Below are 23,144 nucleotides of genomic sequence, written 5' to 3' on the forward strand. Positions count from 1 at the left end.
GCCAGGCCCCCTTCCGACGGCCTGGCAAAGTGCGAATCCCGAATGCCCGGGTTCAGCGACGGTATCGGGGCAGCCGCTTTTTAAATTCTCCCCAGGGCAGGGTGTTGACAACGTCTTCTTTCGTCAATCCGCCCCGGCGTGCCTGGAGGACGCCGTACCGCATTGCCTCAAGTCCATTTATGCTATGCGCATCTGTTGAAATTGCAATAGGGACACCATACGCTTTGGCGGCCGCACACGCCACGTCGTCAAGGTCCAAACGCCGCGGATGCGCATTGAGCTCCATCATCTTGCTATAATCCCGTGCCGCCCGTAACACCGCGTCGAGATCCACCTGGTACGCCGGGCGCTCGAGAAGTAACCGACCCGTTGGATGAGCAATGGCACATACAGCAGGGTGCTTCAGAGCTCCGATCATTCGTCGCGTGATTTCCTCCCGAGATTGATTCTGGCCAAAATGCACACTGGCCACCACCCAATCCGCCTGATTCAACACCTCGTCGGGGAGATCCAGACGCCCGTCTTCGAGGATGTCCACCTCAACCCCCTTCAAAATCCGAAAGTTTCGCCATTTACCCGCCATCTGATCGATCGCCTTCCACTGGGAAAGAAGCCGCTCGGGATTCAAGCCGTTGGCCACACTGACGCGCTGGGAGTGGTCGGTGATCGCGATATACTGATATCCCTTTTTCCTGGCCGCCTCGGCCATCTCCTCAATCGTCGCCAGGCCGTCCGACCACGTGCTATGCATGTGCAAATCGCCTCGGATGTCGTTCAGCGTAATAAGTTCGGGAAGTGACCCGGCGGCTGCCCACTCGAACTCCTTTCGCCCTTCTCGAAGCTCTGGCGGGAACCACGGCAGCCCCAACGCCCCGTACACCTCTTCCTCTTCGCGTCCAGCGATGCGTTTATCCCCTCGAAACACCCCATACTCATTGATCTTCAAGCCCAGGTCTTTAGCCATGCCCCGCAAAATAACATTATGCTCTTTTGAGCCTGTGAAATACTGGAGAGCCGCCCCAAACGATTCTTCCGGCACGACCCGCAGGTCCACATGAAGCCCCGTTTGCAGCACGACCGACATCTTCGTATCGCCGCGAGCAATGACGTCTCTCACTGCCCGATATTTGGCCAGTCGATCCATGACCGGATGGGGATCGTTGGCAACGGCCAGAAAATCAAGATCACCGACGGTATCCTTGCCACGGCGATAACTTCCCGCCGGGGCCAGGCGGCGTAATCCCTGGGTTCCCTCAAGATGGGCGAGAATTTCCTGCACAATCTGATCCGCATCACACCACAGAATGCGTTGGGTAGCGAGAAGGGCCGCCTCTATACCCTTGAGTATGTTCTCCTCGGTCTTCGCCCCAAATCCCTCTAAATCGCGGATTTTATGCTGAAGACACGCTTCGCGTAATTCCTCCAGCGTTTTAATCTTCAGCTTGTTGTAAATCGCGGCGACTCGTTTCGGGCCCAACCCCGGAACCCGCATGAGAGTGAGCACACTCTCGGGTATCTGGGCTTTTAGCTCTTCCAGAAGTGGCAGAGAGCCCGTCTTGACCAGCGTCGTGATCTTCTCGGCCAAATCGGCCCCAATACCGGGCAATTCGGTCAGAGCATCGGGGCCTGCCCGGGCCAACTCGGCGACCGGCTCGGTAAGTTCGCTGATTGTCCGCGCTGCTGTTCGATAAGCCCGGACCCGGAACGGATTCGCTCCCTGAAACTCTAAAAGATCGGCAATTTGCTCAAAAACCGCCGCAATCTCCGCGTTTGTCACAGCCAGGACAACTCCCAGAAATCTCAGAAACAAAAATCCACGCCTGGAATGCCAATAAAAAACAGACGATTAATATCCGGTGCCTATGCTTTGATGGTTCTCTATGAATTTGGCTACATATGAAGCTCAACGATATCGCGATCCTGCAACACGTAGTCGCCTTTGACCACCGTTCCAGGATGGACCGCCGAACCCCACACCCTCGCGAATTTCAGGTTTTTCGCCAAATCCTTGTGGATTTCTGCCGCCATGTCAGCGACGGTGCTGCCACGGCGAAATGTAAACGGCCGTTCCAGATCCGGCTCTTTCGCAGAAGGTGGCTTGGCATACACGCGGACAACATCCAGGGCCTTGTAGATAGCTTCCCGCAGCGGCTCCAGACCGATCCCTTTCTCGGCGGAAATCACATATTCCGGAAAATCCAGCGGGAGGAGCTCGTGAAGGAGTTCCAGGCGGGCCGACGCCTCTTCTATATCGATTTTATTCGGAACAAGAAACGCGCGAGTATAAGATAGCCCCACGTCTTCCTCGTCCAGGTAAGACGTGGCACTGAGACGACTCTTTGTTTTGTTGAGTTTTTCAATAACCTCCTGGCACTGCACGATTCCTTCATCAGTCCCCAGATCGACCATGAGCAGCGCCAAATCAGCACTCCGAATAAGCCCATGCATGCAGGGATCAATAAAGTCCGCAGTAATTGGCGGAGTATCAATCAGTTGGACGAATACATCCTCCCATGGCATCATCCCGGGCAGCGGCATCTTTGTCGTGAACGGATAGGGCGCTACCTCAGGCGTGGCACGTGTCAGCGCTCGCAGGAGGGCACTTTTCCCCGCATTGGGTCCACCCAAAATGACAACCGTTCCGGCACCCTGGCGGGGAATGCGGAATCCCCGGGTGCGACGCCCCGTGCTCCGCTCTGTCTGGATCTGCTTTTTGACTTCACTGATTTTCCGCTTCAGCTCCGCCTGGAGCTTGTCCGTCCCCTTGTGCTTGGGGATTTCCTGAAGCATTACCTGGAGCCACTTCAACTCCTCCTCGGGAGTTGAAGCCCGCCGATATTCCTCCTCAGCCTTCAGGTACTGCGGTGTGAGATTTGCCGGCATCGCCGTCTCAACGTCCGTGATGAATCAATCACCCTCTCTTGTGAATGGCACCACCCAAATCACCTGCTGTCACACAAGGCATCCACCGATACGCGATATCGACCGCCCCCTCATTGGCGAAGTTCATTATTATCTATATCATGAATCAGTCCGTCGGGCCAGGGTCCGAATGCACCGGCTGACCACCCAGCGAATCGAAAGCCACCTTCACAAATTGCCTCGCCTTTTCCGCCCAACTCTCGCCGCGGACGCGTTGCCGTGCCGCGAGTTGCTCCGGATTAATGCCCGCTTTGAGACGGAAATCTACCCATGCTGCGAAATCCTCTGGTGTAGTCGCGATGTCCACGGCATCCGCCCACCTACGGGTGGCCGGTATGTCACAAACGACGACGGGTCGGTCCGTTGCTAAATATTCTCGCAGCTTTAACGGCTCGGATTCATCGACACCGGGCCCCCGACAATAGGGCATGATAAGAACGTCCGCGTGCCGTGCCAGAATCGGAAGCATGTACTGAGGAATGGATCCTGGCATTTTTACCCGCCCGATTCTGTCCAGCTCGGGATTGTGCGTGTTGACCGGTCCTACCAGAAGGATGGTGCCCCGCGGAATTCGTTTACTTATTGCTGCCACAATAGCCGTGTCTATCTGCCAGTTAATAGATCCCCAAAAAACAATCCACGGGCGGTCATACCGCTGCAGCCACTCGGAAATAGGCTCGCTGTCTGTTTCCAACGCCGGAGAAGACCACATCTCCCAATCAATCCCATGCGTGATGACGACGGCAGTTCTTCCGTATTCTTCTATATGTCTTTTTAAATGCTCATTCGCCGCAACAATAACGTCCGCGTTTTCGATAAGATGTGTTTCTAATTCCGTGATTGCCTTCTTGTCCATCTCAGGCCAGTTGTGAAAGTCATCCACGCAGTAATAGAGCCATCGCTCGACCTGCAAGATCCGCACGAGAATTGCCACGATCGGTATTGTTGTCACCACGACACGTGGCCTCGGAAGTCGCTGAACTGCCGGTGCAAGTTGCCACTTCAACAGCGCGCGATTGAGCGCTCGCTCCCACCGTCGTGTTACTCGGGGCCACATCACCGGATTGAGAACCCTGGGAGTCTTATTCGGAACAGACGACTTCCGCACAATCGGTGTGTTTGCCGTCGCATACCGCAAACTCAACCACTGCCCTATTTTTTCCATTCCCCGTCGAAAAGTGAATACATTTAATCGTGGTGGGCGCATCCCGATTGTATTGACCCACATCACGGGAAATTCGTGGAGTAGGTGCCAGAAAATATGCTGACAGCTTGAGGGATGCCTTCCCCAATCATCGGCAAACACAATGAATGAACCGGATTTGACTTCCGATCCTACCGGTAGTTTATCGTTCATACGCGGTCGCCGCACATTCGCCCCCAAAACCTACTGGACCAAGCGGCACCATCTCCTACCCTTGGGCCGAGTCCCGGGACCAATCGAAATCGAGGATTATCACGTGCTGGAAGAAATACACCTTTTTACGATCGCATCATACTCCGCAAACATGCGATCTTCTGAAAAGAGCGCCGCCGCCCGCTGTCGCCCCGCGTGTCCGAGCCTGGTTCTCAGTTCACAATCCGTGGCGAGTCGGCGCAGGGCTTTCGCTGTTTCCTCTGGATTTCCTGGCGAAACCAACAGGCCGGTCTCATCTTTCGCAACAATTTCCGGAACCCCGCCCACTTCCGTGGCAACAACCGGCAGCCCGACCATCATGGCCTCGATGATAGTGACCGGAATTCCTTCGTTGAGGCTCGTCAATAAAAAAATATCGCCCGCCGCCAAGACCTCCGGGACATCCTCGCGATACCCAAGGATGCGAACGCAGTCTTCCAGGTTCAGACTACGGATCGTACTTTCAATCTCGCTTCGCGTTGGCCCGTCACCCACAAGGATCAGTTTCATTGGAATATCGCGCAGATACCGAAACGCACGCAGCGCGGTGAGATGATCTTTCAGCGGATCGAACCTCGCCACATGAACCACCACGACATCACGGGGCGTCGCGCCAAGAGAATCCCGATAACTGTTTCTTTTTTCAGCACATCCATCAAACCGCCGCATGTCTACCCCATTATAGACAACGGATATACGTGAGGCCGGAAATCCTTCCTTTTCAACCAATGCGTGTTTGACCGCCTTCCCAACGGCAACAATCACATCATGGCGGCGGAGAAGAAAACGATTAAACAAGAAACGGCGTAATTTCTTCTTGTCTGGATAAAACCGCCCGTGCTCGACATAAACAACGGGAACTTTTTTTCGCAAGCCTCTGGCGAGTGCGGAATAGAAAAACGGCGTATACTGATGTGCGATGATCACCGCCGGCGTCCATTCCATCAATATACGCCTCAACCGCAAAACACATGCCCAGTCCAGCCCTGGCCTGCGGCCGATCACGGCCGTTCGAATCCGTTCGCGGCCAAGATGTCCTTCCAATGGTCCGCCGCTATCAATGAGAGCAAGTCCGACGGGATACACGGTCGAAAATCGCTGCGCCAATCGTACGGCCAGCACCTCTGCCCCCCCGTAGTCGAGACTGTGCAGCACCTCGAGAATGCACCGCTCGGACATCATTCACATTCCTGCGGTTGGCCAGAGCGGCGGGAGCGAAGGTTCCTGGATGTTGAGAACGCGCCGCACGAAATCCAATTTGACAAAAAGAAGTAAAACACCTATGACGAAGGTGCAGCCAAGAAGTACCGCCAACCCCTTCTGCTTATATAAGGCTTCCGGCTCGTTTCCAACTGCCGGCGAAATAGCGGCCTTCACATAGCCCGTAAAGCATGCTGCCAATAGAGGAATTATAATCACCAGTTCAACATGATAGCGGGCAATGAATACTCCCAGAAGAAAAGCCGTCATGGTCGCGTAGAAAAACATTTGCAGTACGATAGAGTCTTTTGTGTAAAACGCAAGCGACTTTCGGTACTGCGCTGCGTGCGCAGATGGCCCCAAACGCTCGATCTCAACCAGTCGCTTTGCTGCCATCAAAAATGCCCCGCCCATCCAGTAAGCAAAAATCAGAGAAAGCGGTGGCACGCGCGAAGCTAATAGGGCGAACCATCCCAGAAACAATCGAATTGGATTATTGAAAGCTTCGGCGATAATGTCGAGATATGGAATATCCTTCAAGCGAAGGGGTTTTACATTGTAGAGAATGCCGGAAGCCAGGAATACCAACGTTGTGAGGACGACCATCGTGTTGACAAGCACTGCTACTGCAAGTCCAGCGGCGGCGAATACCCCCCAAAGACACAGGGCCACTGTCGCAGAAATCTCTCCCGCAGCCACTGCCCGCATGCGCTTGGCCGGGTGATGAATATCGGTCTTCGCATCACACAGTTCATTTAAGATATAATTTGCGGAAGCAGCCAGAACAGCGATCAATACCGCCAGAAACGATCTGAATACCAGGAAATATATTGTCCCGGTAATGGGCGATAACTCTTGCAGGTAGAATACTGCCAGCGCCGAACCAATAAGCACGAATAAATTTTTCGGCCAGTAGTCTGGCCGGATCATCCGAACGACATTGACAACGAAGCGACGTGCATCCATCCTGCGATTATGCTCCTAAACGCGTGGTTCGTCCGCGGAGGCAGTGCCGCCCAACGAACTATCGCCTCTCTTAACCCTGTCTTCGGCATTCGCCTCTTGCGAACACGAGGCCAGTGACTTGGGCGTTAGCGACTTGAGAAGCAGCCGCTCCAATGGTCGCTTCCACTTCGTTATCAATCCTTCCCTGTCCGCCCCTCGCGGCACGACAAGGATAGTACGCACGCCTGCCCAACGGCCTGCCAACACGTCGGCGAAAAGCTGATCGCCCACAATCGCCACTTCTGAACGTGGAAGGCCCAGCTCGCGCAGCGCCCGGTGGCAGCCGAACGGAAGCGGTTTCATCGCCCGAGCTACGTAGGGCACGCCGATCCTGTCAGCAAGCCGCTTTATTCGCCGTTTTCCCCCGTTCGATAGAAGACACACATTTATTCCATTGTGCCTTATTTGATCGAGCCATTGCGCAACTTCCGGCGGAAGGTTGTTTGAAACATAATCTGTCAAAGTACAATCAACGTCGATGCAAAGTCCCTTGATATTCAGATTTTGCAAACATGCGGGGCGAAGATCGGTCACGCTTTTTACGTAATAGTCTGGCATCCACCACATCCGCATTGTATGTCCTGTATCCTGCGTTGTGCTAGATAATCACAATGATCTATCGGATCAAAGACACCCCTAGACAATAACGGTCGACTAATTACGCCATCGCCACAGCACGCGCAATAGACGGGCAAAAACCCAAGGATTGGAAATCCGCACCAGTAGCGTCAGCCAGCCCTGCGGGGTTTTTAGTTTTCTCCTCACCCGATCGCGTTGCGGCATAAACTCCTCGCGCGGCCAGAGCCGCCAGTCGTGGTGATTCCCACTAGGCGAACAGGTTTCCGAACCCAATTTTGAAAGGGCCAGGTGCCAGATTCCCTGCGTCAGAATAACGGCCGCGGCTCGCACATTGTACGGTCGTGGAAATCTCAGCAAGTCGCGCCACGCGGCCTCGGCCAGCAGGGCCGCCTTTTCGCGAAACCGGGCGGCCGTCTCCGGCGAAGCATGTCGGGCTGCGCACAGGAGTACCGTCGCTTTACGCAAATCCTGTGCCGCCCAGGCCTCGGTGGGATACTGCAACTCCTCCGGCCGGGCCAGATACGGTTTCTCGTTTTCCAGCATCCATTCTGCGTACTTGACCAGAGAATACTTAACATACTCACGCATGGGATCATTGTGCCTGAAAAAGCCCTTAATGCGTAAGTATTTCGCAAGAACCTCCAAATACATTGTGTAGGACCATCGTAACTCGGCATTTAGAAGGTCTAAGGCTTCGATGTTATCCTCCGGGTGGATCGTTCTTCTGATAAGTGATTCCGCGAAGTCGAGATACCTTTTTTCGCCAGTAAGCAGCCATGCGTCGAGCAAGGCATTGATTGAGTTAGCCGCCCCGCGCCCTGGCCCGTGATAATCGTGCGAGCTCGTCATCGTAGCAAGTCCTGTGGGACCGTTATCCAGAATACAGTAAGGGGTTTGCGATCCGTCCTCCATGGCAATCACCCAGTTGGCCAATTCCAGCACCGCTTCTTTTGCGCGGTCATCACCCCACAGGAGATAATATAATGTAAGGCCGCTTGTATAATTATGCTCGTTACACGGGCCACCTCCGTAGCCCTTACTTTGCGCATTATACCGTGAGAATGCGCGGTGTGTCGCCGTATAGGCAGTCCGATAGTGGTCCGTCATCCAGAACAGGCCGTGGTTGAATGTTGAACGATCCTGATCGGTGTGATAGATATCAATATCAATGATGTGATTTGCGAGCGGGACGATAATTTCGTCCCATCGCGGATCGCCACTGATCAGCCTGTGAAGAATACAACCATAAAGCAAGTCAAATTGATTGTTATAATGTGAGACGAGCGGGAGTCGCCCCTGGTAGTAAGTCTCTTCGTGATCCGCGTACGTATCCCCGAAATGCCGCCATCCATATTCATCGATCTTTTCCCGATTCGCCAGGATTCCCGTCTGCCCAAATGCGGCTTTTTCCGCGAATTCCGCTAATCGACTGGCCGTCCATTCATCTCTTCGCGGAAGCGGTGCCAGTATTTCGGGCACATCGGGCGGGATTTGTTCAAGTATAACACTCGAAAAGCACACTGCCGCTAGCTGCCTAATTAATACGCCTGTCTCTCCTAACTCACCATCTGGTTGAATAATCCACACATTAAACGTTTTCTGTTCCCCTCCTTGCAGTTCATGGAGCTGCCCCTCATATCCGGCCAGAAGACCTATTTGGATAGATTCTTTGGAAACGGCTATTCGCTTGGGAAATTCCTCCCAAAAGCGAGGGACCGTCAGGGCTATTGCTCCGTGGTCAGTCTCAGCAACGCACAGCGGTAAAATGCGATCACCTCTTTTTTCCTCTTTGCCGAACCGTAAAACGTAGCCTCGAAACGGCAATCGTACCTGGCCCCCGGCGTCAATATGATTTACACTGTGCCAGTTTTCCCCACCGCTCGATGCCTGAAATATGAACCACCGTTTCCCGATTTCATCACTATCGTGACTATCATAGTCCTGGATTGGTATCGAGTTCACAGCTGAGCAACGCGAACTATCAGCCCAATGCCATGTGCGGATTACTGCCGGCAATTCAATATCGAGCCCGAACTCGCCAAGCAGCACCGACCCAGGATCCCCCAAATCCCAAAGCCCCCCGCGATGCCGTGCCCGTCTACTGTTGCGGAGCGTAAACGTGATCAGCGTCGCATGAGCTGGCACGTAGTGGGTTATATGTGCAATAAATGTCACATGTCGCTTCGTCTTAAATCGGCCGCGAACAACTGCTTTCTCAACCGGACCACCGCTAATCCCTGGTTCACAGCCCGTGATCTCCAAGGGAATCCGCCGTGTTTTTGCATCTTTTATGTAAATCGACGCACTTACACGCGAATGCGCCCGTCCTATAAGCAGGCGTCCATTATCTACCTGTATAATAGAACCGTTCTCGCTTGAGAGCCGCGCTCGTTCACCAACCCGGAGACGGTTTTCCGACGTCTGTCTTAAGGCAATATCAACCACCTGCCTCGTGTCTTTCGCCCGCGATAGGCTCAACACTCCCTCGACAGCAACCCAACGACTCGAGCCATCCGGCCAAGTCGCCAGAGTCTCGACATGACAGCCGCAGTCACGCAGACCTTCTCCAGAAACAGAAGCAGTCAGCGGTTCCGCAAGACGTCCCTCGGGGACCGGCACACCACAGCGGAAAGGAATGCGAAGTGACTCCCCTACACAACTGGCAGGTATGTTTAGTATTAGTTTCGCCCTATATTCCTTTACTTTCACGTCTATAAACGCGCCCATTTATGCTGATTATTTTCGTCCATCACTCCCGCGAGCAATTATCAACCCTTTTTCTCGGTATCGCTATCGAGCGATCGCACAGCTTTTGCCGGAACCCCTACTGCCACTGTCCCATCCGGGATAGGCTGGCACACGACAGCTCCAGCCCCGACAATACATCTCGCCCCAACGTCCGCCATGATGACCGCACGCTCACCAATCCACGTCTCACAGCCAATCTGAATTGTTTCAAAACGACCCGTGTCAATCCCGTTATGTATCGTTACCTCAGTCCGCTCCCTTGGCACGGCGTGCTGATAGCGACCACTGGGAATGGAAACACCCGATGCGATACGAACATGATTACCAAGTCTTACACTTCCCAGTATTGAATAGGATCCTATATAGACAAACCATCCAACCTCAGCATCCGGGCACGAGAAAAAGCTTCCGAATTCGATTGTTACATCCCAACTGCATTTTTTCAGCGTTATAAAATAGTACGCCCAGCGCAGATAGACCCCCACCAGACCAGGAAACAGAGCGACGAACTGCGCCGGCCCAGCAAAAGCTTGTCTTCGCCCAACAATCGGTCTGGCAACCGCACTGAGCAGCACCAAAATAATAGCCGGCACGAGAAAAATAATTTGAATAGCGCGCTTGACAAGCCGTCTCATCTCTCGCGTTTGCTTTGTCCACCCCGGAGGTCACGCAACATTCACATTGATGCGATCATCTGCGACGCCCGTGCCCGCGATCTTTCAATGCCGGCCTTTTAATCTCCCGTAAATATTCCGTATGTACGTCACACACCCGGGCGACAAATAAGTAATACACAACAAGCAGAGGGCGCGGATACTCGGCCTGAACATGAGTGCCATCCAAAACGCTTTTCTTGCCGCTGTATGGTCTTGAAAATCGAGCTCAAAGCGACCCAGCAGGTCAGCCAACCCCGCAAGCCGTTTTCGCAACTTGCGTCTTCGTTCCCGATCAGACGTTGGGAGTCGCCACTGAAGAATTTTAATCTGCTCGCGCAGCATCAACCGCCGATTATTCGTGCCCTGCCCTGGGTGAAGCCTGAACACCGTCAGGGGTTCTTCTACAAATCCAAAGGGCGTGACCTGCGCCAGTCGCAGCCAAAGATCGTAGTCCTGAACCGAATTTCCTTCAATGCGATAGTCACAAAGGCCCACTTGAGCAAACAGTACTCGTCGAACAACAACGCTCGAATTACAGATTGCGTTGCCCAGGAGTAAACGGTCATAGCACCATCCGATATATTCCTCCGGTTTGGCCAGCGGATCCAGTGGATCGCAAAACGTCTGCGTAGAATCATCGAAATAAAGGGTGTTGGTGTGAACAAGGCCGCTGTCGCTGCGGAATAGTTCATCGACCTCTTTTTCTATTTTGGTTGGAAACCACCAATCATCCTGGTCAAGAAATGCGACCAATTCTCCACGGGCCTCGAGGACCCCTCGATTCCGTGCTGCCCCTACCCCCAATTGTGGCTGTTCGAACAATTGGATTCTGTCTTTATACTTGCGTAAAACGTTGCGGCTACCGTCTGTCGATCCGTCGTTGACAACAATGATTTCTAAACGCGTATATGTTTGGTTCAGAACGCTTTGAATGGTCGTCTCAAGATAGCGTTCGCCATTGTGGACCGGAATAACAACGCTCACAAGTGGTTCAGCCATCGCCGCGTCGCCGCGTCGCTCTCACCATGATTTCCTGAATTGTTCTGACATAGCGTTGTGCATTAAATTCGTTCAACACGCGCTGCCGCGCCGCCTGTCCCATTCGCTCTCGCAATACACGGTCCGTAGCCAGCATGGCCAAATGTTTTGCGATTGCGACATCGTCTTTCGGTGGCACAATAAACCCTGTCTTTCCATGATCGACTATATCGCGTGGCCCGCCTGAGTCAGTGGCGATGACCGGTAACGAAAAGGCAGCCGCCTCGAGAAGAACTAATCCGAAGGACTCCTCAGAGGAAGTCAACACCAACACATCTCCGGCCTGCAAGTATATGTCTATATTCTCTTTAAAGCCATCCACGATTACTTTTTTGGTTTTGGAGTCGTCTTCGGCAAGATCCCGCATCAACTCTCCCCTCAGGGGGCCATCACCTAGCATGAAAAGAATCGACTTGTCGTAAATGCACGATTTTCGGTAAGCCGAGAGCATAAGCCTCGGATTTTTTCGTGGAATAAACTGGCCAACCCAGAGGATGACAAATTCGTCTTCCGCTATTCCCAAGGTCTGCCGTGCCCGACGGCGGCCCTCGGACGTCACAGGAGGCGGAATCATCCGCAATGGATTCGGCACGACATAGATTTCGTGTAATTGTTCTTTCCTGGTGCTTGCTGAATACTCGCCCACACAGTCCTGAAAGACCTGATGAGCAGCGCGTGACTCAAAAATGATCGCATCGCTCCATCGTAGGATACACCGACAAATGACCTGCAGCCGCACCAGGCTGTGCCAATACGTCGCTGTGAGCATCTCGTGTACATGCCACACATGCGGAATGCCGGCACGTCTTGCCGCCAATGCGGCTTCGAAAATGACCGCGGTATTTGTGTAAACGAGATCAAAATTCTGTGCCTTCAACTTGCGTGTAAGCCACGCGATCCGCCAGGGGGATTGCACCAGATTGCGCCAGTACCAAGCCGAAGGTTCAAAGCCAATCCACCAACTCATCGTCACAACATTCGCAGGCAAGCCCAACACTCGGGGAGTATCGACCAGCGGCCCATCGCAGGCAAATAGCACCTCGGCATCCCATACGCTGCGGTCCATTCCCTTAAGGAGCACGTCCAAGCAGTATTCGGCCCCGCCAGGCTGGCCCGAGTGCGCCGCAAACAAGACCTTAGTCTGCCTCGATCGTACGTCCTCCAATTTTTCATTTCCTATTCTCATACCCCTTGAGGCTAACTTTCAAACATCCTCGTGAATACATCCTTTAACTTGTAAAGGACGCGCGGCGCGATAATCTCTTTTCGCACCTGCCGTGCCAGCGGGCTGAGTGTCCCTTCGTAGCTTTTTAGAAAACTCTTTAAACATCTGTATTCGTCCCATCGCCTCATGTATCGGGCCAGAACAGCCTGATGGGCGATCTGATCGATAAAACCTGCCAGAGCGGCTTCCACGTCACGGTCGTCGATCTCCGGACGCCGTTTAAAATATTCGGCCAACGCAGCGAAGCGACGAATGAGCATGTCAGGTTTTCTGCTCTGGCCTCCTTCATGAACTCGATATCCCGTGAGAAATTCGGCCGCCAACCGAATTCGCGCCTTCAGACACAGATCGAGGAAGAAGAGAAGATCCTCCCCATCCTGCGTCCATTCGGGAAATCGCACTGGCAACTCTTTTCTTATTATGATACTCGATATTCTAAAAGGATTGTGCGCAGCCACGTAAGGTATCGAATATCGCACTTCTGGTGCTACGTTCGAGACATCCACCTTTCCTTCGCACGTACCGAAGTAAAAGAAATTTGTATGGATGCAGTCCGTTTCATCATCGCAATAGACGGATTGTCGTTCCAACTTCTCGGGATGCCACACATCGTCCGCATCAAGAAACGCTATCCAATCCCCCGAAGCCGCGTTTATTCCCACATTCCGAGCTGCAGACTCACCCCGATTCGCTTGCGACAGGACAATAATATTCTCACCGAATGCTTTGGCGATGTCCGCCGAGCCATCTGTTGATCCGTCGTCAACCACAATAATTTCATGGGGTTTAAGCGTTTGGTTCAGCACCGACGCCAGGGCATCGGGCAGATATATTGAGCCGTTATACACGGGAATAACAACACTGATGCGAGGTTGCATACTCCTGGTGTGTGATATTCTTCAAAGATTTTATGGCAATACCGCAAACACAATGATCGCTAAGCAACAGCAGGCACCTACCACGTGTACCCGAGGGCGGCCAACTCCCTACCGGCAACGCGTTTGAAATTCCACCGCAACCACCAGGACCACTTCTTCCACCTTCCGACCGGCTGAAAATCCTTCGTTTTATTTACCGGCTGCCAATGTAACGTTTCTTTTTCTCCTTTAAAAAAAGTGGAGCCCCGCACCGGAAGAGCGTGAAATGCATCCCATGGATAGTCCCGCGGACAACAGCCGATAAACTCTAAGATCCTTTCCATCTCAGAGTCATCAGACAGTAACTCTTCATAGCGTGTGACAATTATTTGCCCTTGGTGGTGTGGTGAAACTCTATTGAGGAAATTCAAAATCGTCCGGGCATTTGCTGCCCAGGTTGTCATCCAGTAGATATAAGACCTGCCTGGAAATGCCCATTTTGCCGATTCAACGCAGTCGCGCCCGTCACGGACTATGATGATGAGAAGAGCATCGGGGAAGAGGGCGAAAAAGTTAACCAGGTTCCATGGATCTGGAGTCTTCGTCAGAATCCGATATCCGTCCGCAACATATGACCGCAAAAAGGCAAGAAGACCATCCCCGATAGAACGCAGCATGAGCCGCCTGCATTCGGAATAGGCCTCTGGCTTTTCAGTGAATCGTTTTTCATATTGCTCGTGTGCTGTTAACTGCACGTATTCAACGAGCATATTGGAATACTGAAGCAAATAGTCTTCATACAGCGGCACTGGTAAGGAAAAGCGTGATGTTAAGCAAATCGCATCGGCCAGAAAGTTCGTGCCCGATCTTCGATGAATTCCGACGATGAAGACCGGCCTCCGCATGCGCTCGCCATCGTCCTTCCAGACATGCCGGTGGGTCCAATCCGAATAGGTACTCACTACAGGGTCCGCCGAGACCGAATACTTCTCGCTATTTACGTTCTGACGTACCATTTGAGTGTGATCTGTTTCTTTGTTTCGCTTCTAACATCCAGCCTAGGAAAAACGCAAGCTCATATGCGGTACGAAAGCGTTGTTCCGGATCCCGGGAAAATCGAGTCGCAAGCCACCGCCCTAGCCGAACAGCCGCTTCCCGAAACATCCACCGAGGCCGACCGAAAAGGAGGGAGCAGGAGAAGTCACTCCGACTTCCCTCCAGACGCCCCATGTTGAACGCGCGGCGCAACACCCATCGCGGGGAGCAGCGGTCGCGCGGCACCCAATGATAGACGATTGCATTTTCTAAGTACACGGGATTAAGTCCCGTGGCGATCAACCTGCGCTGAATGTCCTCCTCATCACCGACTCCGGTCCGCCCTGGTCCAAGGTGCTCATCGAATCCCCCGCATTTCAAAAGGTCCGCTGCCCAGGCTGCCCAATTCGCCCCAAGGAAAAATGTATTTGTCGCATCGGTTCCCTCGCACTTAGTCCAGCCAGTCGCCGAGCGCGGCAAGTACTGTCGCAACCATTGCTCCGGGGGCCGTTCGTAGTCGATCCCAAGAGGCCCCCCGTAAAATTCTCGCCCCACCAACCCTGCCTCAAAGACCTGACGATACGCCAGTACAGCCTCTTTTGTGACCCGAACGTCGTCATCCAGGAACCATATGAACGACGTGCGATACTTATTTATTAGTACATTGAGCGCATGCGTTTTGCCTCGCCTTTTAAGGCTAATGTATTCGATCTTGCAATAGGACTTATATTCGGCAGTCAACGGCTCAGCCCATGTCGAGCCTCCGTTTTCAGCAATGACGAGCGTCGCACCAGCCTCACGGATGCCAGCCTTAATGAGATGTTCGACAGTCCGACGCAGCAGCGTGTGTCGCCCGCACGTAGCAATCGCGACTATCCATTCTGCGCTATTCATGTAAGCGTCAATTCATTACTATCCTACAGGAATTTAGACCAAGGCGCCACGATCCTCATGCATATGGTCTACCGAATCGAATCCGACCACATGTCTGTACGCCTCTTTGACTACTTTACCGATGCTGCGACGATCGCACCTGTTCTTAATCGTCTCCAGGTTGATGGTTGCAGCAGAGTCGACCAAGTCGTCCCGGCATAATGCCTGGCGCACGGCCTCCGCCACCGCGTAGGGATCTTCCGGAGGCACGATGAAGCCCGTATATCCATCCTGAATCCATTCATGAGCAGCCCCCGTGTTCGACTGAATGGGGAAGGATCCCATCAACATCGCTTCAAGTAACGATATGGCAATCGAGTCACTGATACTCAATCCTATCGACAACCGTGCCCGGCCGTGCCAGCACAGCATCTTCTTGTGCGGAGTACGGGGCGGAATAAATGTGACGTTTATCCCGACGTCCTGCGAAAGTAATTCTCCGGCAATGTGCACTGCCTCAGGATCGCGCCCACCTGTGTAAATCGCTACTTCATATCCCTGTAATACCTCCCGGCAAAGACGCAAAGCGTATATTGCCGTAAGTGCACGGCCTGCCCAGTCTTGATATCCTTTCAACAGAATCATTTTTCGAGCCGACACGGGGCCCGGCTGCCGGAGTTGTATTGCTTCTTCCACATCAAAGCCGCCAGCGACCGGCACCGGAGGCAAAATCTTGGAGGGTGGCACGCCCCACGCTTTGGCCAATTCCACATCGCGCGCACATTCGCACCAGTAATAGTCAATACTCGTTAGCACTTTAGATAATCGCTCTTTATGGCGTTCCAACCTTCCAAACAGAAATAAATCGCTTCCCCAATTCGTAGCAATCCAGATGGGAAACGGCCGCTTGCAAAACTCTTTGGCTGCAAGCGTCAGATAACCCCCCAAATGAAGCCCAAGCGAGTGCACGATATCCGGCCGCAATCGGTCGACTGCCCGCGCCAATCGCCACGCCTGATTGTCAAATTGCGGCGCAAGACAACATGCCCATTTTTCAGCGCGATAGAGGCCCCGGCTTAACGGCCAATCGAACCCCCACGCGGAATAAAACCGATCTCGAAGAGTGACATATTCCGGTCTATTTATCACAAACCTGTTTTCCACGTCCAGGATCGTCACGGGAGGGGTTTCAGGACGAATATAGTACAGCTCCGTAGGGAATAGAAAGAGTTCCCATGGCTCATCACTCAGTTGGGACATCCACCTGGCCGTGTGAACGCTTCCGCCAGGCGCAACAAAGAGAATTCGCATGATGCTGACTTATCCTGTGGGAATCCCGGTCACCAGTTTCTATGCTTGAGCAACAGGAGAAACGCTCTTACTCCTCGCATCAAATGTTCCCATCGGCGGTGCCATCGCCATACTTCATAAGGGATGTTTTCACGTGCGGAGAGCAAAAGAATCCAGTCGCGGCCTGTCGTGGCCACCAGTCTGTGTGCGACGGTCTGAAAATCTGTCGGAGACCATTGACTGACATGCCTTTCGAAGGAATTCCCCAATACGTCACCTTGTTCACGGACCGTGATCGGCGTGCAAAGCAACACGAACCGCGACTTGTTCAGACTGATATTCAGTAGTTTTTCCGCATATTCGCGAGTAAAATGCTCCCAGACGTCCAGCGCCACAATCAGATCGACATCCGGAAGGCTTGGCAGAACAGAGAGAGCATCCCCAATATATACCTGATCATAGGCGTATTCCCAAAGTGTATTTCGGTATTGTTCAAAGGCTTCAATACCGTAGATCCGCGTGGTCCACGAGTCTTTATGATATCGCTCGTTCCAGATATCGGTGTACTCCCGCACAAGAACGCCTGTTTTGCCATGCCCCACGCCAATATCTATCACGCTGGACGGTTTGATGCGCAGGATGATGTCGTGCACAATCGAGAGCGTCCGCGGCTCACTTGTGGGCATCAGCGAATCCTTTCCCAATCGCAATGCGGTGTTACAAGGCCGACTGTGGTCATGATATCTGAACCTCTCAGGGGATGATCCTGAAAGACATCGAACGCTATGATCCGGTGGCGATTTTCGAATTCGCAGACTCCACGCTCCGCCACAACAATCCCCACCTCATAACGTCCTGCAGAAAGAAACTCAGAAGGAATATAGCACCTCAGCACGAACGGGCCTTTTTTATCTAATATTCGATACGATTCTGGTTGCTCGAAAGAATGTGTCCGAAACAACAACAAGCCGTCAATCGTCCTGATATCAAGAGCAACGATATATCGTCGTCCCCCCTCATTGACCGTTCCTTCTATCTCGAGGACCACGCGCTCGCTCCGCGGGAAGAGGGTCGTTATATCCCCATTTTCGCTGAGCACTCTAACCCGCGAAACCACAATCGGCATTGCGGGATCCATTGACAGGCTACATTCCCCGGAAGCACCATGCGACAGTGCTCGAGCCAGATACGCCTCTACGACTTCCGTGGGCGGGCCTTCCCTGACAATAGAGCCCCGCTCCAAAAGGAGAACGCGATGACATAACTGCTGAATGGCCCGCATGTTGTGACTGACAAAGATGACCGTTCTCCCCTGGCCGGCGACGTCGCGCATTTTCCCCAGACACTTGGCTTGAAAAGCTGCATCGCCAACAGCCAGAACCTCGTCGACCACCAGAATGTCAGGCTCAAGGTGGGCCGCCACCGCAAATCCGAGGCGAGCAAACATGCCGGAACTATATCGTTTGACAGGTGTATCCAGAAACGGCCCAATGCCCGCGAACTCAACTATATCGTCAAATCTCTTGCGAACCTCGCTCATTTTCATTCCGAGTATCGCCGCGTTTAAGTAGATGTTTTCTCTTCCTGTCAGATCCGGATGGAACCCCGCGGCAATTTCGATCAGAGCGCGAAGTCGCCCGCGAACCATCAAACGGCCAGTGGTCGGGCGCAAAATTCTGGCCAAGATCTTCAATACAGTGCTTTTTCCAGCCCCATTTGCTCCCACGATTCCCAGAACTTCTCCCGCATTGACGCTGAAGCTCACATCTCGGAGAGCCCAAAACCACCTGTCCTCGCGCCGGCTATCAGACTGCCGGAGGCGACGCAGCGTTCCGGGGATCAGGTCGCGCAGCGTATCAAATGATTCGCCGCGGCGGAACTTTTTTCCGAGATGTTCGACTTCGACCACCGGGAATACCATATCTGAAACCCGCGTTACTTCGGACTGAATCGTAAGAGGTGTTATATTACTGTGTCACATTAGACATATTCCGCGAACACGAATTCCATTTTATGGAAATACCGCCAGGCCCATAAAAAGCCTCCCAGGCTTATGACAGCAGAATAGATCAAAAATCCGATATGCCACGTTGTGAACCGCAGCCCATCATGCCCTTCTGTAATCACCGGAAGCAAGAGATTATGTTTTTCTATAATTGCCAAACGCAAGGCCTCCAAGATGGGAGAGAGGGGATTGAGCATCATAATGAACGAGCCGTGCGGGCCGAACAGCTCTGGTTCATAAAATACGGGCGTGAAGAATATACCGAATGTAAGCACAATCTGCACAATATACTTCACATCCCGGAAAAAAACGTTAGCACAGCTAAACAGAAGCGCCACCGTGGTCGTCATGGCTACAAGGAGCAGCACGACGGGCACAGCCCATAACCACTCAACGGAAATCGATATATTGGCAAAAAACGCGAGCAGAACAAGCAAAAATCCGCCGCCGACGCACGTATCAATCCATTGTGTTATCACCGCAGAGAATGGAAACAATTCTCTGGGAAAATACACTTTCGTCACAAGTGCCATATTTGATACCAGGCTGTTTGCTGCGAACCCGATGGAGCCAGCGAAAAATGCCCATCCCAGTGCCTTGATAGACATCCCTGCTACGCGAGGTAAATCGACATTGCCACCGGAGGCATGAGCCAGCGCGATTTTCACCAGGCATCCCGCGGCCACGATCAGCAGCGGCATCAATAGTGCCCACGCGAATCCCATGATGGCCTGCTTGTAGCGAATCCGAATATCGCGCAGAACGAGCTGTCCGAGAAGTTCGCGATAGCTGTAAATTTCCCAGATCATTTCTCGCCACACGGCAAAGCCGGTCAGGTGCTCGTCCGCGGACCAAGTCCACACCTGGTCGCCTCTATCCACACTCTGGGCGGGTGAACCGTCCGGCCCACGAATTTCTGGAGGATCATGGACAAGCTGCTTCTGACCGTCGTGAATTACAGCAGTCTCAGATTTATCGAAAGGCCTCTCGTCATACACTGGCATATTCATTCGCATGCTCGTGGAAATTAACAGTATCCGGTTCGAGGCGATACTCCCATTCCCGTGTGTGCACGCGCAGCAATGCGGCGCCCAGCAGAACGGTATAGTAGGGAATCTCCAGCCACACCACGCTGATAAAACTGACAGCGACGGCGAAACCCACAAGTGACGCGATTACTCCCCGCGCCATGTACAGCGACCAGACGTCGAGATTATGGCATTCCTTTACCAACTTCCTCAGCCTGTAAACAGTCAGACCATAGAACCCGCCCAGAAGTAACAATCCGGGCACGCCCATCTCGGCTGCCGTTTCCAGCCAGAGCGAATGTGCGTGCATGCGCGGAAGTCCCATCTGTTGCGATCGCAACGGCCAGTGGTTGGCCCCTACCCCGAGAAACGGGTTTTCCCGGATGCTTCGAAGGCACGCCGTCCACTGTTCCACCCGGCTACGAGCTGAGCGATCGCGCTGTTCCGGATCGACAAACGTGGTCATGAAGCGCTGTCGAACTTCCGGCCCTGCCAGACGCAGCGCGAGCAGAACGGCGAGAATCGAAATCACTGTCGTTTTAAAACTTTTGGGAATAAGAATAAACGCCGCTATGCCCCCGGCGATGAGTCCCAGCAGTCCGCCTCGCGAAAACGAAAACATAATCGTGTGGACCATGAGTGCGGAAGCCGCAAAGGCGATGAGCTTGAGAGGCCACCGAGTCTCCGCCAGCCCAAGGAAGAAAGCCAGCAGTGCCCCGACCACCATGGCGGCCGCGATACAATTATTATCGAAGCCGCCGTACGCTTCCAAGACAATACGATTTACTCCCTGATAATAGCTGCGGTTAAAATCCAGGGCCAAATATCCCTGAGTGGCGACAATCACCCAGGCCAGCCACCGCACGTGCTCCTTCTTCTCCATCAAGGTAATCCCCACGAGAAACGGCAAAGCTATTTTAAGCAGGGATATCAGGAAGTTTTTGACAAGAATCGGTTCCTGAGCGAAGAAGTATCCCACACCAACCCAGGTGACGAATGCGAGCAACATCCCAACGACGATACTTGATCGTCCCAGGCGCCAGTCGCCGAATCCTCGAATGCCCCAGCCGACAAGCATCCCGATGCCCACGATAAAACTGTAGCGTCCGGGGCCGCGCGCCCCCACTGACCAGTACCACAGGGATTCGGGCTTTAAAATGGCATAGTGAATGTATATGAATAATCCAATCAAGGGATAGAATAGCGAGAGCGCTGCCCCCAGATACGTTAGCAAGTAAACATAGACCAGTCCGCGCATCAGTCACCGCTACTTGTGATGGAGAGGAACCGTCAAAGCATACGCCTGAGTCTCAATCCTTCAGCCAATACCGGAATATGCACCATATTGCCCGAATTGCATCGCGAAAACCAATCTTTTTACCCTGTTGATATGTGCGCCCATAATAACTGACGCCCGTCTCGTAGATTCGATACCCCCGTCGAGCAACTTTCGCCGTGATTTCGATTTCAATTCCGAACCGATTTTCCTTGAGCGTGGGCCTGATCGCCTCAATAACCTCGCGACGAAACGCTTTGTGACAGGTTTCCACATCGGTGAGGTTGAGATCGGTAAACATATTGGAAAGTGTTGTAATCGTCCGGTTGGCAACGTAGTGCCAAAAGTACAGGACGCGATGCGGTCCCTCGGAAATAAATCGAGAGCCATAGACCACGTCCGCAACACCTTCCACGATTGGTTGAATCAAACGGAGGTGCTCAGCCGGATCGTACTCCAGATCGGCATCCTGGATCACCACAATGTCGCCGGTCACATGAGCAAAACCGGTCCTTAAAGCCGCGCCCTTGCCTCGATTGCGCGGGTGCCGGAGAATCCGTACAATGTCGTTTCCCTCCCATTGTTTCAGTTTCAGGGCAGTATTATCAGTGCTTCCATCGTCTATGACAATGATTTCCTTGGCGACCGGAACCTGGCAAATCCGGCGGAGTATCTCATCGACCGTATTTTCCTCATTGTAGACCGGGACAACAACCGAGAGTTTTACATGAGAAGGAACGTCATAGACACCAAAACGCCTGCCCAACGCCTGCCATAACAGCCACCGGCGGTCATTCTGTATGTTCTGACTAATCTCGCGTCCACAACATGGACAAAAAGTCTCACAGTCCATCGTCGGAGTGGTTTCCGTTTATTATTTATGAGCGATGCACCACTAAAAATTTTCCTTGTGTTACAATTGTAATAACTCGTCTAGGGCCTTGAGTTTTTCCGGCCAAGTGTGGTGCCGCACAATATAGTCACGGGCTGCATGTCCAATCGCCGTACGCAAAGACGGATTGTCGATAACACCGGCAACCGCGTTTATCCATTCCTCGGGCGAATCAGCTTTGAGGACATGCCGTCCCGGCACAGCGGAAATGCCCTCCAGAGCGGGAGAACTTGCGACCGTTGCGCACCCCATCGCCATCGCTTCGAGAACCTTGTTCTGGACACCGCGGGCCATTTGCAAAGGAACGATCGCAACGGCTCCGGACAGAAATGTCCGAACGTCCGGTACGTCGCCGGTGAGGAACACGCGAGGGACGCGTGCCACCGCAGCTTTGAGTTTTCCGTCAGCTCCCGCGCCAACGATGTAAAACTCCAGATTGGAAAAACGTTGAGCCAAAATCGGCCATACTTTGTCTATGAACCAGATGACACCATTACGATTGGGCGGATAATCCAGCGCACCCACAAACGTCAAGCGAGGATGGATTGGTGGTTCCCGGCTGTCAAAGTTTGGAAAAAAGTAATCGATGTCCACCCCGTTTTCCACGACCGCGGTGTGCGCATGCGGACAAAAGGAATTGTAAAGGTCGCGTTCCGGAACGGTTGCCAAGGTGACCCAGGACGCGAGCGCAGCCACGCGACACTCCACACGGCGCAGTCTCACACCCTCCACGCGATACAGCCATCCGAGGGGCCTCGAACTTGTTCGTGAATAGTCCAGCCATTTTTGACTATCAACATCCACAAGATCGACAATGACCCCATCCTTGCCAAAGTTTCTGGGTATATACTGCACCATACTCGAGCAATAGACGATTATCACGTCATAGCGATAACGGCGGCACAAGGAGGTGATTTCTCGCGCTAACTTGCTCGACCGAAAAGCGCCTTGGGTTGCAGTCGCGCCCACTGAGAGGGACAAAATCGCCTGCGTCCACCGCTGCCAGGGTGGAATGACCGACCACGCCACGTTGTGGCAGCGTGCCCGGAGGGCCTCCTCTGTCGCCGTGGACAGGGGCTCGTCCGCCAGGAATGCAACGTCCAGATCACATCGCTGAGC

The 23,144-nt window shown here is 53.2% G+C and carries 20 protein-coding genes; all 20 read right to left on the minus strand.

Annotation, left to right across the window (positions count from 1 at the left end):
• Positions 1-52: 52 nt before the first annotated feature.
• Positions 53-1,810: a DNA polymerase/3'-5' exonuclease PolX gene (polX, locus tag H5U08_RS00430; RefSeq protein ID WP_297029038.1), complete on the minus strand. Its 1,758-nt coding sequence runs from the start codon at positions 1,808-1,810 to the stop codon at positions 53-55.
• Positions 1,811-1,890: 80 nt separating this feature from the next.
• Positions 1,891-2,883: a GTPase gene (locus tag H5U08_RS00435; RefSeq protein ID WP_297029040.1), complete on the minus strand. Its 993-nt coding sequence runs from the start codon at positions 2,881-2,883 to the stop codon at positions 1,891-1,893.
• Between the two features lie 145 nt (positions 2,884-3,028).
• Positions 3,029-4,279: a glycosyltransferase gene (locus tag H5U08_RS00440; protein ID WP_297029042.1), complete on the minus strand. Its 1,251-nt coding sequence runs from the start codon at positions 4,277-4,279 to the stop codon at positions 3,029-3,031.
• Positions 4,280-4,378: 99 nt separating this feature from the next.
• Complete coding sequence (locus H5U08_RS00445; RefSeq protein WP_366493783.1) at positions 4,379-5,500, minus strand: glycosyltransferase; 1,122 nt, start codon at positions 5,498-5,500, stop codon at positions 4,379-4,381.
• On the minus strand, positions 5,501-6,484 hold the full coding sequence (locus H5U08_RS00450; protein ID WP_297029044.1) for a UbiA family prenyltransferase: 984 nt from the start codon (positions 6,482-6,484) through the stop codon (positions 5,501-5,503).
• A 15-nt stretch (positions 6,485-6,499) separates the two neighbouring features.
• Positions 6,500-7,096, minus strand: a complete 597-nt coding sequence (locus tag H5U08_RS00455; protein ID WP_366493786.1) for a YqeG family HAD IIIA-type phosphatase — start codon at positions 7,094-7,096, stop codon at positions 6,500-6,502.
• 81 nt (positions 7,097-7,177) lie between these two features.
• Positions 7,178-9,064, minus strand: coding sequence for a hypothetical protein (locus H5U08_RS00460; protein WP_297029046.1), 1,887 nt, complete (start codon positions 9,062-9,064; stop codon positions 7,178-7,180).
• 806 nt (positions 9,065-9,870) lie between these two features.
• Positions 9,871-10,485: a hypothetical protein gene (locus H5U08_RS00465; RefSeq protein ID WP_297029047.1), complete on the minus strand. Its 615-nt coding sequence runs from the start codon at positions 10,483-10,485 to the stop codon at positions 9,871-9,873.
• A gap of 84 nt (positions 10,486-10,569) precedes the next feature.
• Positions 10,570-11,505, minus strand: coding sequence for a glycosyltransferase (locus tag H5U08_RS00470; RefSeq protein WP_297029049.1), 936 nt, complete (start codon positions 11,503-11,505; stop codon positions 10,570-10,572).
• Positions 11,498-12,676, minus strand: coding sequence for a glycosyltransferase family 4 protein (locus H5U08_RS00475; RefSeq protein WP_297029050.1), 1,179 nt, complete (start codon positions 12,674-12,676; stop codon positions 11,498-11,500). The genes H5U08_RS00470 and H5U08_RS00475 overlap by 8 nt, the downstream gene beginning before the upstream one ends.
• A gap of 65 nt (positions 12,677-12,741) precedes the next feature.
• Positions 12,742-13,647, minus strand: a complete 906-nt coding sequence (locus tag H5U08_RS00480) for a glycosyltransferase family A protein (RefSeq protein WP_297029052.1) — start codon at positions 13,645-13,647, stop codon at positions 12,742-12,744.
• Between the two features lie 77 nt (positions 13,648-13,724).
• Complete coding sequence (locus H5U08_RS00485) at positions 13,725-14,588, minus strand: sulfotransferase (protein WP_297029053.1); 864 nt, start codon at positions 14,586-14,588, stop codon at positions 13,725-13,727.
• 31 nt (positions 14,589-14,619) lie between these two features.
• The gene (locus tag H5U08_RS19780; protein WP_366493789.1) at positions 14,620-15,555 is read right to left on the minus strand and encodes a glycosyltransferase; all 936 of its coding nucleotides are present in this window, start codon (positions 15,553-15,555) and stop codon (positions 14,620-14,622) included.
• 33 nt (positions 15,556-15,588) lie between these two features.
• The gene (locus H5U08_RS00490) at positions 15,589-16,845 is read right to left on the minus strand and encodes a glycosyltransferase (RefSeq protein ID WP_297029054.1); all 1,257 of its coding nucleotides are present in this window, start codon (positions 16,843-16,845) and stop codon (positions 15,589-15,591) included.
• Between the two features lie 29 nt (positions 16,846-16,874).
• Positions 16,875-17,510, minus strand: a complete 636-nt coding sequence (locus H5U08_RS00495) for a hypothetical protein (protein WP_297029056.1) — start codon at positions 17,508-17,510, stop codon at positions 16,875-16,877.
• Positions 17,510-18,733, minus strand: coding sequence for an ABC transporter ATP-binding protein (locus H5U08_RS00500; protein WP_297029059.1), 1,224 nt, complete (start codon positions 18,731-18,733; stop codon positions 17,510-17,512). Before H5U08_RS00500 ends, H5U08_RS00495 begins: the two co-directional genes overlap by 1 nt.
• Positions 18,734-18,804: 71 nt before the next feature.
• Positions 18,805-19,638: an ABC transporter permease gene (locus H5U08_RS00505; RefSeq protein ID WP_297029061.1), complete on the minus strand. Its 834-nt coding sequence runs from the start codon at positions 19,636-19,638 to the stop codon at positions 18,805-18,807.
• A 181-nt stretch (positions 19,639-19,819) separates the two neighbouring features.
• Positions 19,820-21,115, minus strand: a complete 1,296-nt coding sequence (locus H5U08_RS00510; RefSeq protein WP_297029063.1) for an O-antigen ligase family protein — start codon at positions 21,113-21,115, stop codon at positions 19,820-19,822.
• Between the two features lie 52 nt (positions 21,116-21,167).
• Positions 21,168-21,986, minus strand: coding sequence for a glycosyltransferase family 2 protein (locus H5U08_RS00515; RefSeq protein ID WP_297029065.1), 819 nt, complete (start codon positions 21,984-21,986; stop codon positions 21,168-21,170).
• Positions 21,987-22,046: 60 nt separating this feature from the next.
• A partial coding sequence (locus H5U08_RS00520; protein ID WP_297029067.1) for a TIGR03087 family PEP-CTERM/XrtA system glycosyltransferase occupies positions 22,047-23,144 on the minus strand: 1,098 nt, incomplete at its 5' end.

The organism is Thermogutta sp. (assembly GCF_014359955.1).
Lineage (GTDB): Bacteria > Planctomycetota > Planctomycetia > Pirellulales > Thermoguttaceae > Thermogutta.

Coding starts and splice junctions, on each gene's coding strand:
- H5U08_RS00435 (WP_297029040.1), bottom strand. CDS start 2,883: ATGCCGGCAAATCTCACACCGCAGTACCTGAAGGCTGAGGAGGAATAT.
- H5U08_RS00440 (WP_297029042.1), bottom strand. CDS start 4,279: ATGAACGATAAACTACCGGTAGGATCGGAAGTCAAATCCGGTTCATTC.
- H5U08_RS00445 (WP_366493783.1), bottom strand. CDS start 5,500: ATGATGTCCGAGCGGTGCATTCTCGAGGTGCTGCACAGTCTCGACTAC.
- H5U08_RS00450 (WP_297029044.1), bottom strand. CDS start 6,484: ATGGATGCACGTCGCTTCGTTGTCAATGTCGTTCGGATGATCCGGCCA.
- H5U08_RS00455 (WP_366493786.1), bottom strand. CDS start 7,096: ATGCGGATGTGGTGGATGCCAGACTATTACGTAAAAAGCGTGACCGAT.
- H5U08_RS00465 (WP_297029047.1), bottom strand. CDS start 10,485: ATGAGACGGCTTGTCAAGCGCGCTATTCAAATTATTTTTCTCGTGCCG.
- H5U08_RS00470 (WP_297029049.1), bottom strand. CDS start 11,505: ATGGCTGAACCACTTGTGAGCGTTGTTATTCCGGTCCACAATGGCGAA.
- H5U08_RS00480 (WP_297029052.1), bottom strand. CDS start 13,647: ATGCAACCTCGCATCAGTGTTGTTATTCCCGTGTATAACGGCTCAATA.
- H5U08_RS19780 (WP_366493789.1), bottom strand. CDS start 15,555: ATGAATAGCGCAGAATGGATAGTCGCGATTGCTACGTGCGGGCGACAC.
- H5U08_RS00490 (WP_297029054.1), bottom strand. CDS start 16,845: ATGCGAATTCTCTTTGTTGCGCCTGGCGGAAGCGTTCACACGGCCAGG.
- H5U08_RS00495 (WP_297029056.1), bottom strand. CDS start 17,510: ATGCCCACAAGTGAGCCGCGGACGCTCTCGATTGTGCACGACATCATC.
- H5U08_RS00505 (WP_297029061.1), bottom strand. CDS start 19,638: ATGATCTGGGAAATTTACAGCTATCGCGAACTTCTCGGACAGCTCGTT.
- H5U08_RS00510 (WP_297029063.1), bottom strand. CDS start 21,115: ATGCGCGGACTGGTCTATGTTTACTTGCTAACGTATCTGGGGGCAGCG.
- H5U08_RS00515 (WP_297029065.1), bottom strand. CDS start 21,986: ATGGACTGTGAGACTTTTTGTCCATGTTGTGGACGCGAGATTAGTCAG.